Annotated in this window: 11 protein-coding genes; 8 read left to right on the forward strand and 3 right to left on the reverse strand. The window is 59.6% G+C overall.

Features of this window, described 5'->3' with window-relative positions; genetic code table 11:
• Positions 1 to 2: 2 nt before the first annotated feature.
• The 5 genes from AC3RLQ_RS15155 (at position 3) to AC3RLQ_RS15175 (ending at position 7,163) form a co-directional block, all read left to right on the forward strand.
• Positions 3 to 923: a DUF58 domain-containing protein gene (locus AC3RLQ_RS15155; protein ID WP_493038465.1), complete on the forward strand. Its 921-nt coding sequence runs from the start codon at positions 3 to 5 to the stop codon at positions 921 to 923.
• Positions 920 to 1,480, forward strand: coding sequence for a DUF4381 family protein (locus AC3RLQ_RS15160; protein ID WP_493038467.1), 561 nt, complete (start codon positions 920 to 922; stop codon positions 1,478 to 1,480). Before AC3RLQ_RS15155 ends, AC3RLQ_RS15160 begins: the two co-directional genes overlap by 4 nt.
• Positions 1,477 to 2,505, forward strand: a complete 1,029-nt coding sequence (locus AC3RLQ_RS15165) for a VWA domain-containing protein (protein ID WP_493038469.1) — start codon at positions 1,477 to 1,479, stop codon at positions 2,503 to 2,505. Before AC3RLQ_RS15160 ends, AC3RLQ_RS15165 begins: the two co-directional genes overlap by 4 nt.
• A gap of 5 nt (positions 2,506 to 2,510) precedes the next feature.
• The gene (locus AC3RLQ_RS15170) at positions 2,511 to 4,505 is read left to right on the forward strand and encodes a VWA domain-containing protein (protein WP_493038471.1); all 1,995 of its coding nucleotides are present in this window, start codon (positions 2,511 to 2,513) and stop codon (positions 4,503 to 4,505) included.
• 90 nt (positions 4,506 to 4,595) lie between these two features.
• Positions 4,596 to 7,163 carry a hypothetical protein gene (locus AC3RLQ_RS15175; protein WP_493038473.1) on the forward strand — a complete coding sequence of 856 codons (2,568 nt, stop codon included), beginning with the start codon at positions 4,596 to 4,598 and terminating at the stop codon, positions 7,161 to 7,163.
• Between the two features lie 12 nt (positions 7,164 to 7,175).
• Here AC3RLQ_RS15175 and AC3RLQ_RS15180 read toward each other — a convergent pair whose 3' ends face one another.
• On the reverse strand, positions 7,176 to 7,712 hold the full coding sequence (locus AC3RLQ_RS15180; RefSeq protein WP_422320071.1) for a ferritin: 537 nt from the start codon (positions 7,710 to 7,712) through the stop codon (positions 7,176 to 7,178).
• 162 nt (positions 7,713 to 7,874) lie between these two features.
• On the opposite strand from AC3RLQ_RS15180, the gene AC3RLQ_RS15185 reads away from it, so the two are divergent.
• Complete coding sequence (locus tag AC3RLQ_RS15185) at positions 7,875 to 9,143, forward strand: MFS transporter (protein WP_493038475.1); 1,269 nt, start codon at positions 7,875 to 7,877, stop codon at positions 9,141 to 9,143.
• A gap of 9 nt (positions 9,144 to 9,152) precedes the next feature.
• Here the strand turns inward: AC3RLQ_RS15185 and AC3RLQ_RS15190 are convergent, their stop codons facing one another.
• Positions 9,153 to 9,536: an ATP-dependent Clp protease adaptor ClpS gene (locus AC3RLQ_RS15190; protein WP_493038477.1), complete on the reverse strand. Its 384-nt coding sequence runs from the start codon at positions 9,534 to 9,536 to the stop codon at positions 9,153 to 9,155.
• Positions 9,537 to 9,678: 142 nt separating this feature from the next.
• On the opposite strand from AC3RLQ_RS15190, the gene AC3RLQ_RS15195 reads away from it, so the two are divergent.
• Positions 9,679 to 9,936, forward strand: a complete 258-nt coding sequence (locus AC3RLQ_RS15195) for a hypothetical protein (RefSeq protein WP_493038479.1) — start codon at positions 9,679 to 9,681, stop codon at positions 9,934 to 9,936.
• 6 nt (positions 9,937 to 9,942) lie between these two features.
• Here AC3RLQ_RS15195 and AC3RLQ_RS15200 read toward each other — a convergent pair whose 3' ends face one another.
• Positions 9,943 to 10,488 (reverse strand): hypothetical protein, encoded by a 546-nt coding sequence (locus AC3RLQ_RS15200; RefSeq protein ID WP_397382139.1) that lies wholly within the window; start codon positions 10,486 to 10,488, stop codon positions 9,943 to 9,945.
• Between the two features lie 124 nt (positions 10,489 to 10,612).
• On the opposite strand from AC3RLQ_RS15200, the gene AC3RLQ_RS15205 reads away from it, so the two are divergent.
• Positions 10,613 to 12,172, forward strand: coding sequence for a PA14 domain-containing protein (locus tag AC3RLQ_RS15205; RefSeq protein WP_493038481.1), 1,560 nt, complete (start codon positions 10,613 to 10,615; stop codon positions 12,170 to 12,172).
• Positions 12,173 to 12,187 lie beyond the last annotated feature (15 nt).

The raw sequence follows: 12,187 nt of genomic DNA on the forward strand, positions 1-12,187 counted from the left end.
CTGTGAACGGGGAAACTGTGCAGAACGACAACGACGCCAGACTCACGCGCATCCTCAAGCGCGTGCGGCGCATCGAGCTGCTCACGCGAGGCATGGTGAAGGAGATGCTGGGCGGCCAGTATCACTCACGATTCAAGGGCCAGGGAATCGAGTTTGATGATTTCCGGGAGTACCAACCCGGGGACGATGTGCGCTTCATTGACTGGAATGTGACTGCGCGCATGAACGATCCGTTTGTGCGAAAATATGTCGAGGAACGTGAGCTGACGGTGATGATCTGCGTTGATGTCAGCGGCTCCGGTGACTACGGCAGCCAGGAGGACTCGAAGCGCGAACGTGCGGCGGAGATTGCGGCGGTGTTTGCCTTCAGCGCCGTGCAGAACCAGGACAAGGTGGGGCTCACGCTGTTTTCCGACGGCATCGAGCACTACCTGCCCGCACGAAAAGGAGCGCCGCATGCCCTGCGCATCCTGCGTGACATTTTAAACAATGAACCCAAGAGGCACGGCACGGACATCAAGCCCGCGCTTGATCTTGCGCTCGAACGCATCGCCCATCGGGCGCTGGTGATCCTGGTTTCGGATTTTATCACCCCCGATCATGCCTGGGAGAAAAGTCTGCGGGCTGTGGCGGCGAAACATGATGTGGTGGCGGCGCAGATTCTGGACCCGCGTGAAATCACGCTGCCAGACGCAGGCCGCGTCTGCCTCGAAGACCCGGAGACCGGGGAGCAATTTCTCGTCAACACCTCCCATCCGGCCGTCCGCGAGCAGTATGAACAACGTCTGGCGGAACGACAGAACGCGCTGGTGCACCTGCTGCGGCGCTGCGGCGTGGAGCGCATCACCGTGCGCACTGACGAGGACTACGCGCCTGCCCTGAAGGCCTATTTTCGTTCGCGCAAAAGGAGGAAACGCGGATGAAGCCACCGCTGCACTTCCTGCATATCCTATTGGCGCAATTTCAGGGGCCGCCCCCGTTGCCGCATCCTGATCTGCCACCGCCTGACAGCGTGCAACTGCCGCCGCCCTGGTGGATTCCCTGGGCGACCGTGCTGCTGCTTTGTCTATTGATCGCCCTGATCGTCTGGCTGCTGGTGCGCCCGAAAGAGACGCCATCAGCGCCTCTGCGGCAGCCATGGAGCTCAGCCTTTCGTGCCTTGAATGAACTGCGCGCACGCATTCAAACCATCCCGCCGCAGGACATGAGCCACCGGATCTCGCAGATCCTGCGGCGCTACCTGCAGGAACGCTACTCCGTGCCGGCGCCAGCGCGCACAACACGTGAACTGTTTGAAGGCAAAACAGACCGACAGCCCGGCATGCCGGTGCCGAGGTCCCAGGGATTGTGGCGCGAACGGTTTGAGCCGGTGGCTCATTTGTGTGACGAGATTTCCTTCATGCCAGCCCCACGTACGGAAGAGGAATCGACGATGCTCATCGATCAAGCGCTCGCACGCATGCAGGAGGAGAAACCATGATCATACCGGGCTTTCCTGCATTTCAGATTTTCCACCCGCTGTGGCTGCTGCTGCTGCCCCTGGTGCCACTGCTCGCGATGTTGCGTGGTGCACGCGGCAAACGGGCTGCCATCAAATTTCCCACAGCCTCCCTGCTGGGTGAACTCGGGAGGCCGGCACGCAGCAGTCTTGGCGGCTTCGTCTTTGGATTGATTTTAACCAGCCTGATCTTTGGCATCGTGGCGCTGTCTCGACCGCAGAAAATCTTGTCCTACGAAGAGGAGAAAGCGGATGGCATCTCGATCATGCTGACGGTGGACGTATCGCTGTCGATGCTGATTGAAGACTTCTACATCGGGGGACAGCCCGTGAACCGACTTACGGCGGCCAAGCGCGTGATGTCGGACTTCATCAAAGGGCGCCGCAGTGACAAAATCGGCATCGTGGCCTTTGCCGGGGAAACCTACCTGCCCTGCCCGCTTACGCTGGACCGCGACTGGCTGATCAACAATCTCGACCGTGTGCAGACCCAGCGCGTGGGTGACGGCACCGCCATCGGGTCCGGCATCGCGTCCGCGGCCAACCGCATGCGCCGTGAAAAATCGCCGAGCAAAGTCATCGTGCTGCTGACGGATGGCGCGAACAATTCCGGGCGCCTCAGCCCGCAGGATGCAGCGAAACTGGCGGCTACGCTGGGCATCAAGATCTACACCATCGCCATCGGCACACCGGGCATTCACAGCATCCCCGATCCCCGGCGCGGCACGTTCACGCCGGTGGGGCAGCAGTTGTTTGATGAAGGGACGCTCAAAGAGGTCGCGGCCATCGGCAACGGACAGTTCTACATGGCGCAAAACCTGAGTTCGCTCAGCGATGTGTTTGGCACCATCGACAAGCTCGAAAAAACCAAAATCGAGCATCACAAAATCATCGAAACCGAAGAGCTGTTTCCCTGGCCGCTCGCCGTTTCCGCCATCGCGTTGTTTCTCGCGCTGCTGCTGTCTTTGACCGTTTTGCACTCGGCCCCTGAGCCGGTCGCCACCTGATTGTCATGAGTTTTGCCCATCAACATCTGCTCTGGTTCCTGCTGCTCATTCCCGCGCTGGTGGGAATGAAGCTACTGGTGGATGGACATGCCTCCAAAGCAGAACGCCTTTTCACGGCGGTGCGTCTGCGCCCGGCGCTCGTCATGGGCCGCTCGCTGTGGCGTTCATGGCTGGTGTATGGTTTGTACATCATGGCCATGGCCTGCCTCGTCGTCGCTGTGGCCCAACCGCGCTGGGGGGAGGAAAAGCTCGAGGTTCCTGACAAGGGGCGCAACATCTTCATCGCCATCGACACCTCACGGTCCATGCTCGCGCGGGATGTGCCACCAGACCGCCTCACGCGGGCACGACTGGCAGCGCATGACCTTGTGATGGAGCTCAGCGGAGAGCGCGTGGGCCTGCTGGCCTTTGCCGGGCGAGCCTACCTGCAGGCTCCGCTCACGACCGACCATGACGCCATCATTGAGTCGTTGCTGGCCTTCGACCACACGATCATCGAGTGGGGAGGGAGCAATCTGGCTGATCTGCTGGAGGTAACGCTGCGGGCCATCAAAGGCCTGCCCAAGAGCAATTACGCGCTGGTCATTTTCAGCGACGGCGGGGACGCCGATGCAAACCTCGTTCCTTACATCCAACGGCTCACTGCGGCGGGAATCGTTGTCGTCACCGTAGGGGTAGGCACCGAAACAGGCACGCTCATTCCAAACCCTGAGGTGGAAGGTGATTACATCCGAGACGAGGCCGGCAATGTGGTGCGGTCACAACTGCAAAGCGGTGTGCTGCAACAACTGGCCACCGCCACCGGCGGACGCTTCCTGAAACTTGATACCCGGCCGCTCAGCCGACAGTCCATCCAGCCTGTGCTCGACCGTCTGACGGAGCAAGAGTCCGCCAACCGGCAGACTTCGAGGCCGATTGAGCGCTTTGCCTGGCCGCTGAGTCTGGGTATATTCCTGCTCATGCTCGCCTGGATCATCAGCGCCCTGCCCCGCCCTGCCGCACGCCCGGTCGTGCTGGCACTGGCTGTTGCCGCCTTTGCACCTGCACCACCTGCACAAGCCGCTGGAGCAGGAGAAATGCTGGCCGCTCTTTTTTCAACGAGCGGGCCCACACCGGATGATGCGCTCAAGGCACTCAAGGGCGGGGAATTCAAAAAAGCTCGTGACCTTTATGGAACGCTGCTGGAACGCGAGGACTTCGACGCGCATTCCCGGGAGGAACTCCTCTACGGTCTGGCCACGGCGGAGCATGACCTGACCAACTACGATGGCAGCGTCAAGAATTTCAGCGAAGTACTCCACACGCAGGACAAGTCCCTGCGTGCACGAGCGCACCGCGGTCTCGGCCAGACGCTGTATGATCAAGGCGTGCGAGGCCTGCAGCAGCAGCCGAAGATCACGCTGCAACGCTGGACCGACGCGCTGCGCCATCTGGAAGCAGCGCAGGACCTGGACCCTGAAAACAAGGAACTGCGCGAGAACCGGGAACATGTGGACAAAATGCTGGCCCAGCTGCGCGAGGTGATGAAGCAGATGGAAGAGAAGCAGGGCAAAAAAGGCGACAAAGGCAAGAAGGGGCAAAAAGGCGACAAGGGTCAAGGCCAGCAAGGTGAAGAGGGAGACGAGGGAGAAGCAGGCAAAGAAGGCAGCGACCCTAATGGTGAGGGGGAACCCAAGGAACAAAAAGAGGGCAAAGGTGAAAAGAAGGAGGCTGATGACGGCATCGGCGGCAAGGATGCCAAAGAATTGCCCGAAGGCCGGCTCCAGGCCGCTGGCAGCAACCCAGGCGAAAAAGAAGGCACGAAGGGCAAAGAAGGCGAAAAGCCTGGCGGAGACGAAAAGAAAAAAACAGCCAAGGAAGGTCTGTCTGACCAACGCAACCCGCGCACCGGCTATACCCCCGGGGAGGCGGAAGGGATCATCCGTCAGTACATGGACGAGATCACAGCGCCGCTGACCAACCGCTACCACACCCCGCCGCCGAATAAAAAAGACTGGTGAGCCGCCGCCTCCGGCAATGACGAACGAAATTTCCAAGCTCGAATGATTCAAAGCCTCCATCCCCACTCAATCCAGGCACGGTCCGCAGCCATGACCGGCATTCAGGGAGTTCGTCCTTGGAAGCGCATCCCTCATTCCATCTTGATGCAGGCTCTGCTCTTCCTGACTTTCCTCATTTCCAGTGCCTCTGCAGCAACGGTGCGCGCTTATCTCCAGCCAGACCATGCGCGCACCGGGCAGGAAGTCAGTTACGTGATCACCGTGCAAAACGGCATCATCCAAAAAGAACCCGAACTGCGACTCCCGGTGCAAGTAGGCCTGACCACTGCTCTCTCCACCCGGCAGAAAATCGACATTCAAGGTGCGCAGCAGATCATCTCCTCGCAGTTCGTCTGGGGTGTCGCCAGCAACGAACCCGGCGAGTTTGTCATTCCACCGCAGGAGGTGCTTGTTAATGGAGAGATCCTCAAAACCAATGAGGTTCGCCTGATCGTCAGTGAATCGCCAACGGCTGCTCCCAATGCAGCCGAAGATCCCACCATACCGCTGTTTCAGATCGAAGTGGGCAAGACGGAGGTCTATCAGGGCGAGGTGGTTCCCATCAGTGCCAGCCTGTTTGTGCCACGCGGCAGTGTGATGCTGCGCCGAGTCGGCCTGATCGAAGTGAACAAGAGTGATTTTGCCATCGCCCGCTTTCCGCAGCAGGCCGACCAGAACCCACAGCGCATCAACGACATTGACTACGTGGTCATCACTTACCGGAGTACGCTTTCCGCACTTCATGCTGGAGATCTAAAAGTGGGCCCTGCCACTTGTGAGCTGTTGTACGAGGTGTTTGACGAAACCACCCAGAGGCAGATGAGCCGGGGCCTGCCGTTTGGCATGATCATGGGTGGAGCGGAGCCACGCAAGCAAGTGGTTAAAAGCCAGGAGGTGAAGATCAAGGTTCTGCCGCTTCCGACCGAGGGCAAGCCCGCAAACTTCAGCGGTGCGGTCGGTGATTTCAGCATCAGCGCCACGGCCACACCTAACGAACTCAGCGTGGGTGATCCGCTGGCGGTGGACATCACCATCGATGGCTCAGGCAATTTCGACGCGCTCAACGCACCCGGCCTGATGCCACCTGAGGGTTGGAAGGCCTACCCCCCGCGGCGTTACAATGTGGACGGCCCGATCGACCCCAATCTCACGCCCGCGATGCAGCGCCGTATCGGTTATTCGATGGTCTTTGTGCCGGAGAAAGTGCATCCCGAGCTGCCACCGTTTGAGCTGAGCTACTTCAGTCCGACGCAGAAGAAATACGTGGCCGCACGCACGCCGCCGATTGCGCTGCGCATCAAGCCAGGCGTCATGGCGGCAGCTGCTGCGGGTGTGGAAAGCAGCGGCAGTGGAGAGGCACCCAAGCCGCCACCTGTGCAGCAGCCCAAGCCGCAGATCAGCGACATCCTCATGAACGTTCCGGCCAAGGCACGGTGGCTGAGCACGACCGCCGTCAGTCCACCCCTGACCACCAGCGCACGTTTTTGGGCCATTCAGTCGATCCCTGCGGCACTCGTGATTCTGGTAGCGCTGTTCACGTGGTTCCGCCGACATCGAGCCGAAGCAACGAGCGGACTGCGGGGCGAACTGCAGCAATTGTGGCATGGGCTGGAGGAAAGCAATCTCGCGGATCGTGATTTCCTGCAGCGCGCCGCCCACTTCATTCACCGCAGCCAGCCGGGAGAAGTGAAGGACGAGGAACTGCGGCAGATCATCCGCCGTTATGAGACCCAAAGCTTCACCGGAGCCCCCACCTCGGGACAAGCGCTTAGCGCGAGCGAACGCAGCCGCATCCTGTCCACACTGTCACCGCTGCTGAAACGCACCGCACTGCTCATCGCAACCCTGGCCACGCTTTCACTCCATGCCGGTGCCGCGGATGCTTCCCCTGATGAAGTGTATCAGCAGGCACGCGAGGCTCTGGAAAAAGGCAAATTCACCCAAGCACAGTACCTGGCTGAATCACTCACCAAGCAGCAGCCCCCCGCCTTGAGCTCTGCGGTTTTCACTCTCATCGCCAACGCCCGGTACCGTCAGGAAGACATGGGGCGTGCGGCGCTGTGGTACCAGCGTGCGCAGCTGCTGGACCCTTTGAATCCCGAAGTGCGGCAGAACCTGCGACACCTTGATGAAAAGCTGCGATTCTTCCGATTCGGTGAGGACTCTCCGCTGGCTGAGTGGAGTCTGCTGCTGAACAAAAACACCTGGGTCATCGCCGCATCCGCAGGCGTATGGATCATTCTGCTGGCGCTCATGCGCTGGATTCTTGCCGCCTCACAGAAAGGCGGCAGCGGCGGTGCTTCTGCACTGATTTTCAGCATCATCGGTCTGCTGGTTTTCATCCCTTCCGCCACTTTCGCATCCATCCGGCCCGTGCCGGGAGACCGCGTGAAGGATGTGATGGTGGTCACGGCGCGCGAAGTCAGCGCCTACACCGCCGCCACAATCACGTCCGGCAATGTCATTGCGCTCCCACCCGGCAGCCAGGTGCGTTTGCTCGAAAAACGCGGAGCCTGGAGCTATGTGGAAGTCCCCAGCGGCGACGACCACGTGCGCGGCTGGGTTGAATCCGCCACGTACACACCGTTGTGGCCGTGGGATATGCAGTTGCTGCCGTAAAAAGCGTCAGTCTCAAGCACCACCGCCAGCCATGCTGGGGCGGGAACCACCGCCTGCGGACTTTCGGCTGCCCGCTTCGCGGTCAAGGACGAGGAGGCTGGCCGGGTCATCGCCAGCAAGTTTGAGGCGGTCGAGCATGTCGCGCACGGTCTTCTCTTCTTCCATCTGCTCATTGAGGAACCAGAGCAGGAGGTTTTTCGAAGCGTGGTCTTTGACCTGCTCCGCCACTTCGTACAAGTCATTGATCTGCTGGGTGACCTTTTCTTCCTGCTTCAGGCTGTGTTGAAAGGCGTCCATCACCGATTTGTAGTCCATCTTCGGCTTCTCGATGGGCTGCAGCTCCACTTTGGCATCACGATCCACGAGGTACTGGTAAAACTTCAGCGCATGCATGGTCTCCTCGCGGCTCTGGGCAAACATCCACTGAGCAAAGCCCGCATAAGGAGTCCGCTCAAACCACCCCGCCATGGCGAGATAGACATAGCTGGAGGACATTTCGTTGTTGATCTGCTCATTGAGCAGCTTGGTGAGTTTGGGATTGAGTGTCATGGCGTGCGATGGGTTTGGTATCTGAAGAGATTGAACCAGCAGAGCGAACCCAACGCAAGACTGCTCACCGTTTTTTTCAGATTGGGAAAGCACCCATGAAAGGTAAAAGACGATTCGCTTTCCTTTAGGGCCAGTCCACGCCACGATGCGATCTCTCCAGCGATGCCACCCGACACCGCAGTCTCACCTCAACAGCATCACCCGCAGGTCGTGCGGCGGAACTTCATCTGCCACTGCCTGGAAGGCGGGTTGTACATGGGTGGAGTGGCGTTTCTGCAGCCGGAGACGGTGATGCCCAAAATGGTGGAGCAGCTGGGGGGACGATCGGCGATCATCGCGATCATGCCGGCGATCCTGCCTGCGGCGTTTGCCATGGCGGGACTGTTTGTGTCACCGCTGGTGGAACGACTCACGAAGTTCAAGCTGTGGGTGATGAGCTTTGGTCTGCTGCAACGACTGCCCTACCTCATCACGGGGCTGGTGCTGTGGTTCTGGCAGGATGCCGGACCGTGGCTGCTGCCCGTGGTGGTGCTGACGCCGGTGGTCTCCGGCCTCATTGGCGGTGTGGGTGTGGTGGCCTGGATGGAAATGGTCACGCGCATGGTGCCGGAGCGTGTCCGCGCCGCAGGCTGGGCCGCGCGCTACATCACCCAGGCGTGCATTGGCATGGTGGCAGGAGCGGTGATCCATCAGGTGCTCACCCATGCTCCCGGACAGCGCGGCTACGCGGTGCTGCACCTGATCACGTTTGGCTTTTTGTTTCTTTCGTGGTTGTCCCAGTCGTTCATGCGTGAACTGCCGGCGGCACGCCATTACCATCCGCACTCAGGCAGCTACTGGAGCTATCTGCGCAGTCTGCCCGGCCTGCTGGGCAAACATCCGCAGCTGCTCAAGCTGATCGCAGCACGTTTCACCGGCATGGGCTATTTGATGGTGGTTTCATTTCTCACCCTGCATGCGCTGCATACCACAGGCAGACCGGAGGCGGATGAGGGCAGCTTCGTTACCTTCCAGAACATCGGCACCATTCTTGGCAGCCTGCTCGCGGCCTGGCTGGGATATCATAAAGGTGGCAGGGTGCTGCTGATTCTCTCCCGCCTCATCTGCATCACCATGTGCATCTGGTCCAGCCTGACGCATTCATTTGGCGGCTTCACCGCCGCTTACTTCATCCTCGGCTTTGGCCTGTTCCTTGACCGGGTGGGCGATCTGACGCTGACCGCAGAACTCTGCCCTACGGAACGCCGTTCGACATTGCAGGCCATTCTTGGATTCTGCAATGTGTGGTCGCTGATGATCGCGACGAGTCTGGGCGGAGTGATTTACTCTCTCAGCGGCTCGTTTTACCTCGTCGCCTGCCTCGCGGCGGTGATGTCGGTGGTTTCCATCCTGATTCTGTGCGGCATTCCGGAACCGCGAGGAAAAAGCTGAGCCCTGCGGCTACTCCGAGCACTCGATCAAAGCCTTCATGGAGACCTGGCCTTGGGGTGTATTTTCGTGCGGATCAGGCCCGAATTCCTCAATCTGCTGCTGCCGCAGTTCCGCCAGCTCTTTGTGAACTGTGGCCACGATCACGCGGCCCGTGTCGTTCACCTCATCGGCCATGCGCTTGCCGAGCTCTCGCGAATGCCCAAAGATGGCATGCAGCATTTCGACCACGTATTCGAAAGTGTGAAAATCATCATCCAGCAGGATGACATGCCAGGGGGGCTCCATCGCGGGCGGAGCCGTCAGCGGCTGCACACGCGGCTGGTGCGGAGCCACGCGGGGCTGCCGCGGTCTCACCGGAGCGGTCGCGCAGCGGATGTCAGCAGGGGAAATCATTGGATACAATATGCCTCAGCCTGGCCTTCTCTCAAGCTCCCACATACACCACGCGCCTGCGGCTGCGATTTAGTCCGCCGGATTTGTGCTGAGAACGGGGATTGCTTGCCGAGGAGCGTTGATGCGTGGCAGACTTTCAATTATGAACCCTTCCATCTGCCGCACGCTCAGTACGATCTGCTTCCAAGCGGGCATGCTCTCCGTCATCCTCTCCATCTGGAGTTGGTGGTTTTTTAACGGCGAAACGCCCGAGCAGGCGGCGCACGCCGAACGCCTGGGCATTTTCATCGGCCTGTGGGCGCCGACGCTGCTGATCCTTTCCAATCGTTTCGACCGCTATGCGGACAAAGCCAAGGACCTCCCCGGCATGAACAGCGGCGATACAACCGACGAAGCCTGATACGGATCACATCGGCTCGCGGCCGGTGGCTTCGACATACTGCTGGCGCAGGCCGTTGTAAGCCTGCTGCCATTCATCCACCACGCGCTGCAGTTCCATCACCTGCTTTTCCAGCGTGGAGATGCGCGACTGCTGCATGACGTCTCCCATGCCGCTCTTTTCATCCGGGCGCCCGGTGCCGATCAGGGTGGTGGCGGCGCTGCGAATATGATGCGGGCTGGCCTGAAACCAGGAGAGATCCGCCAGGCGCGACTCTTTGTTGTCGAGGCAGTTGATGATGGTCACATTTTCATCGATCTCGCCAGTGGCCATGAATTCCTGGATCGTCGCCACGTTCGTCGGGCCGTAAAGGTAATTGTCCGGCATCTGCACCAGCAGGTCCATCTGCAGTTCAGGGATCATCGGCGCACGCTGCCAGCTCATGCGGTTGTCGCTGGAGATCTTGTCGAGCGGAGAAATCTTGGCGTCAGCCGCCCACCCACGCAGAGTTTCGAGATCTTTGGCTTCATAAACTTCCTTGTCCGAGGCTTTGAGCAGATACCAAGTGTGCATGGGGAGAGATAACCAAATTCCGAGGCATGCGCCAAGCCCAAAGTGCGAATGAAATAAAACTCAGGACATTGACGCTGCCTTTTCGCAAGGCAACCTCCGCCGCCTTCGTTTAAACGCGCTCCTTATGACCCGCCTGCTTTTCGCCATTCTTCTCGCCGCCGCCACTGCCCGGGGCGTCGAGCCCGCCGTCTTTTCGCTCAAGACGATGACTGCGCAGATGAAATACGACACTGCCGAACTGCTGGTGCAGCCGGGGCAGCCGGTGAAAATCACTTTTGAAAACGGGGATGATCTGCCGCACAACCTGGTCTTCTGCCAGCCGGGAACCGACACCGCCGCCATGGCGATGAAGCAGATGGAAAAGCCGGAGGAGGCCCTGAAGCGCAACTGGCTGCCCGACGACAAACGCATCTGGGCGCATTCCAAGATGCTCAATCCACATGAAAAAGAGGTCCTTAATTTTTCTGCGCCCGAGAAGGCTGGGAGCTACCCGTATGTCTGCACCTTCCCCGGCCATGCGCTGACGATGCGCGGCGTGCTGAAAGTGGCACCGGTGGGAGACACGCTGCATGACCTGCAGTTCGCGCTTTACCTCGGCAACTGGAAGCAGCTGCCTGATTTCTCCACATTAAAGCCGCACCGTGAGGGCAAAATCGAGGACAACCTGCTTCAGGTGAAACTGGACGACTACAAGAATGAGTTCGGTGTGGTCTTTACCGGCAAGCTCATCGCTCCGAAGAAGGGCTCGTATCGTTTTTACCTCTCCAGTGATGATGGCTCGCGCATCCTGATCGATGGCAAGGAGATCCTTGCTTACGACGGCATTCACCCTTCGGGTGACATCAAGGAAGCAGGCATAACACTGGAAAAGGGTGAGCATGTGTTTCGCCTCGAATATTTCCAAGGCGGCGGACAGATCGAGCTGTATGCGGCCTGGAAAGGCGCGGACACGCAAATCACGCCAATGTCCAAGTGGCTGCACCCGAAATGGCAGGGCGGCACGAAAAAGCAGAAGGAGTTCGATCCCATCCCGCTGGTGGTGAAGGACGAGGCAGTGATCTATCGCAATTTCATTCAAGGTGCGGGCAATCGCGGCATTGGAGTCGGTTATCCTGGAGGAGTGAATATTGCGTGGAGTGCTGAGAGCATGAATCTGGCGCTCATCTGGCGGGGGGCGTTCATGGATGCCTCCAGGCACTGGAACTCACGCGGTGGTGGCCACGAAAAGCCTCTGGGGTACGATGTGCTGCAGCCCACCGGGGAGGTGACACCGGCATTTTTTGTGACGGACAAACCCGAGGCCGAATGGCCGAAGTGGGACAAGACCAAACGCTATGAAGGCTTTCACTGGCTGGGCTACTCGCTGGATGCAAAACGCAGCCCCACCTTCCGCTATACGTGGCAGGGAGCCGAGGTGGAGGAGTCCTTCCAAGTGGAGGGCAACGGCAACAAGCCTGAGGGCAACGCAAAGCTGATCCGCACGATCAATGTCAGTGGCAAGCTCCCAGCCAATGCATGGTATCGCATCGGCAGCGGCGTGTTTGAAAGCAAGGACGGCAGCTTTTTCAGCAAAGGGCCGCTTCCCTACCGCATCACCGCTGAAGGAGCGCAGCTCGCCGGCCAGAACCTTGTTGTCCCTGCCAAAGCGGGAACGATGACCATCACCTACCAGTGGGTCCAGTAATCCTTTCGCCACGCA

This window comes from Prosthecobacter sp. GW821-HT29F12 (assembly GCF_058803405.1).

Bases quoted from the DNA above. Each gene is read 5' to 3' on its own strand.
- AC3RLQ_RS15160 (WP_493038467.1), top strand. From the start codon at position 920: ATGAAGCCACCGCTGCACTTCCTGCATATCCTATTGGCGCAATTTCAG.
- AC3RLQ_RS15165 (WP_493038469.1), top strand. From the start codon at position 1,477: ATGATCATACCGGGCTTTCCTGCATTTCAGATTTTCCACCCGCTGTGG.
- AC3RLQ_RS15170 (WP_493038471.1), top strand. From the start codon at position 2,511: ATGAGTTTTGCCCATCAACATCTGCTCTGGTTCCTGCTGCTCATTCCC.
- AC3RLQ_RS15175 (WP_493038473.1), top strand. From the start codon at position 4,596: ATGACCGGCATTCAGGGAGTTCGTCCTTGGAAGCGCATCCCTCATTCC.
- AC3RLQ_RS15180 (WP_422320071.1), bottom strand. From the start codon at position 7,712: ATGACACTCAATCCCAAACTCACCAAGCTGCTCAATGAGCAGATCAAC.
- AC3RLQ_RS15185 (WP_493038475.1), top strand. From the start codon at position 7,875: ATGCCACCCGACACCGCAGTCTCACCTCAACAGCATCACCCGCAGGTC.
- AC3RLQ_RS15190 (WP_493038477.1), bottom strand. From the start codon at position 9,536: ATGATTTCCCCTGCTGACATCCGCTGCGCGACCGCTCCGGTGAGACCG.
- AC3RLQ_RS15195 (WP_493038479.1), top strand. From the start codon at position 9,679: ATGAACCCTTCCATCTGCCGCACGCTCAGTACGATCTGCTTCCAAGCG.
- AC3RLQ_RS15200 (WP_397382139.1), bottom strand. From the start codon at position 10,488: ATGCACACTTGGTATCTGCTCAAAGCCTCGGACAAGGAAGTTTATGAA.
- AC3RLQ_RS15205 (WP_493038481.1), top strand. From the start codon at position 10,613: ATGACCCGCCTGCTTTTCGCCATTCTTCTCGCCGCCGCCACTGCCCGG.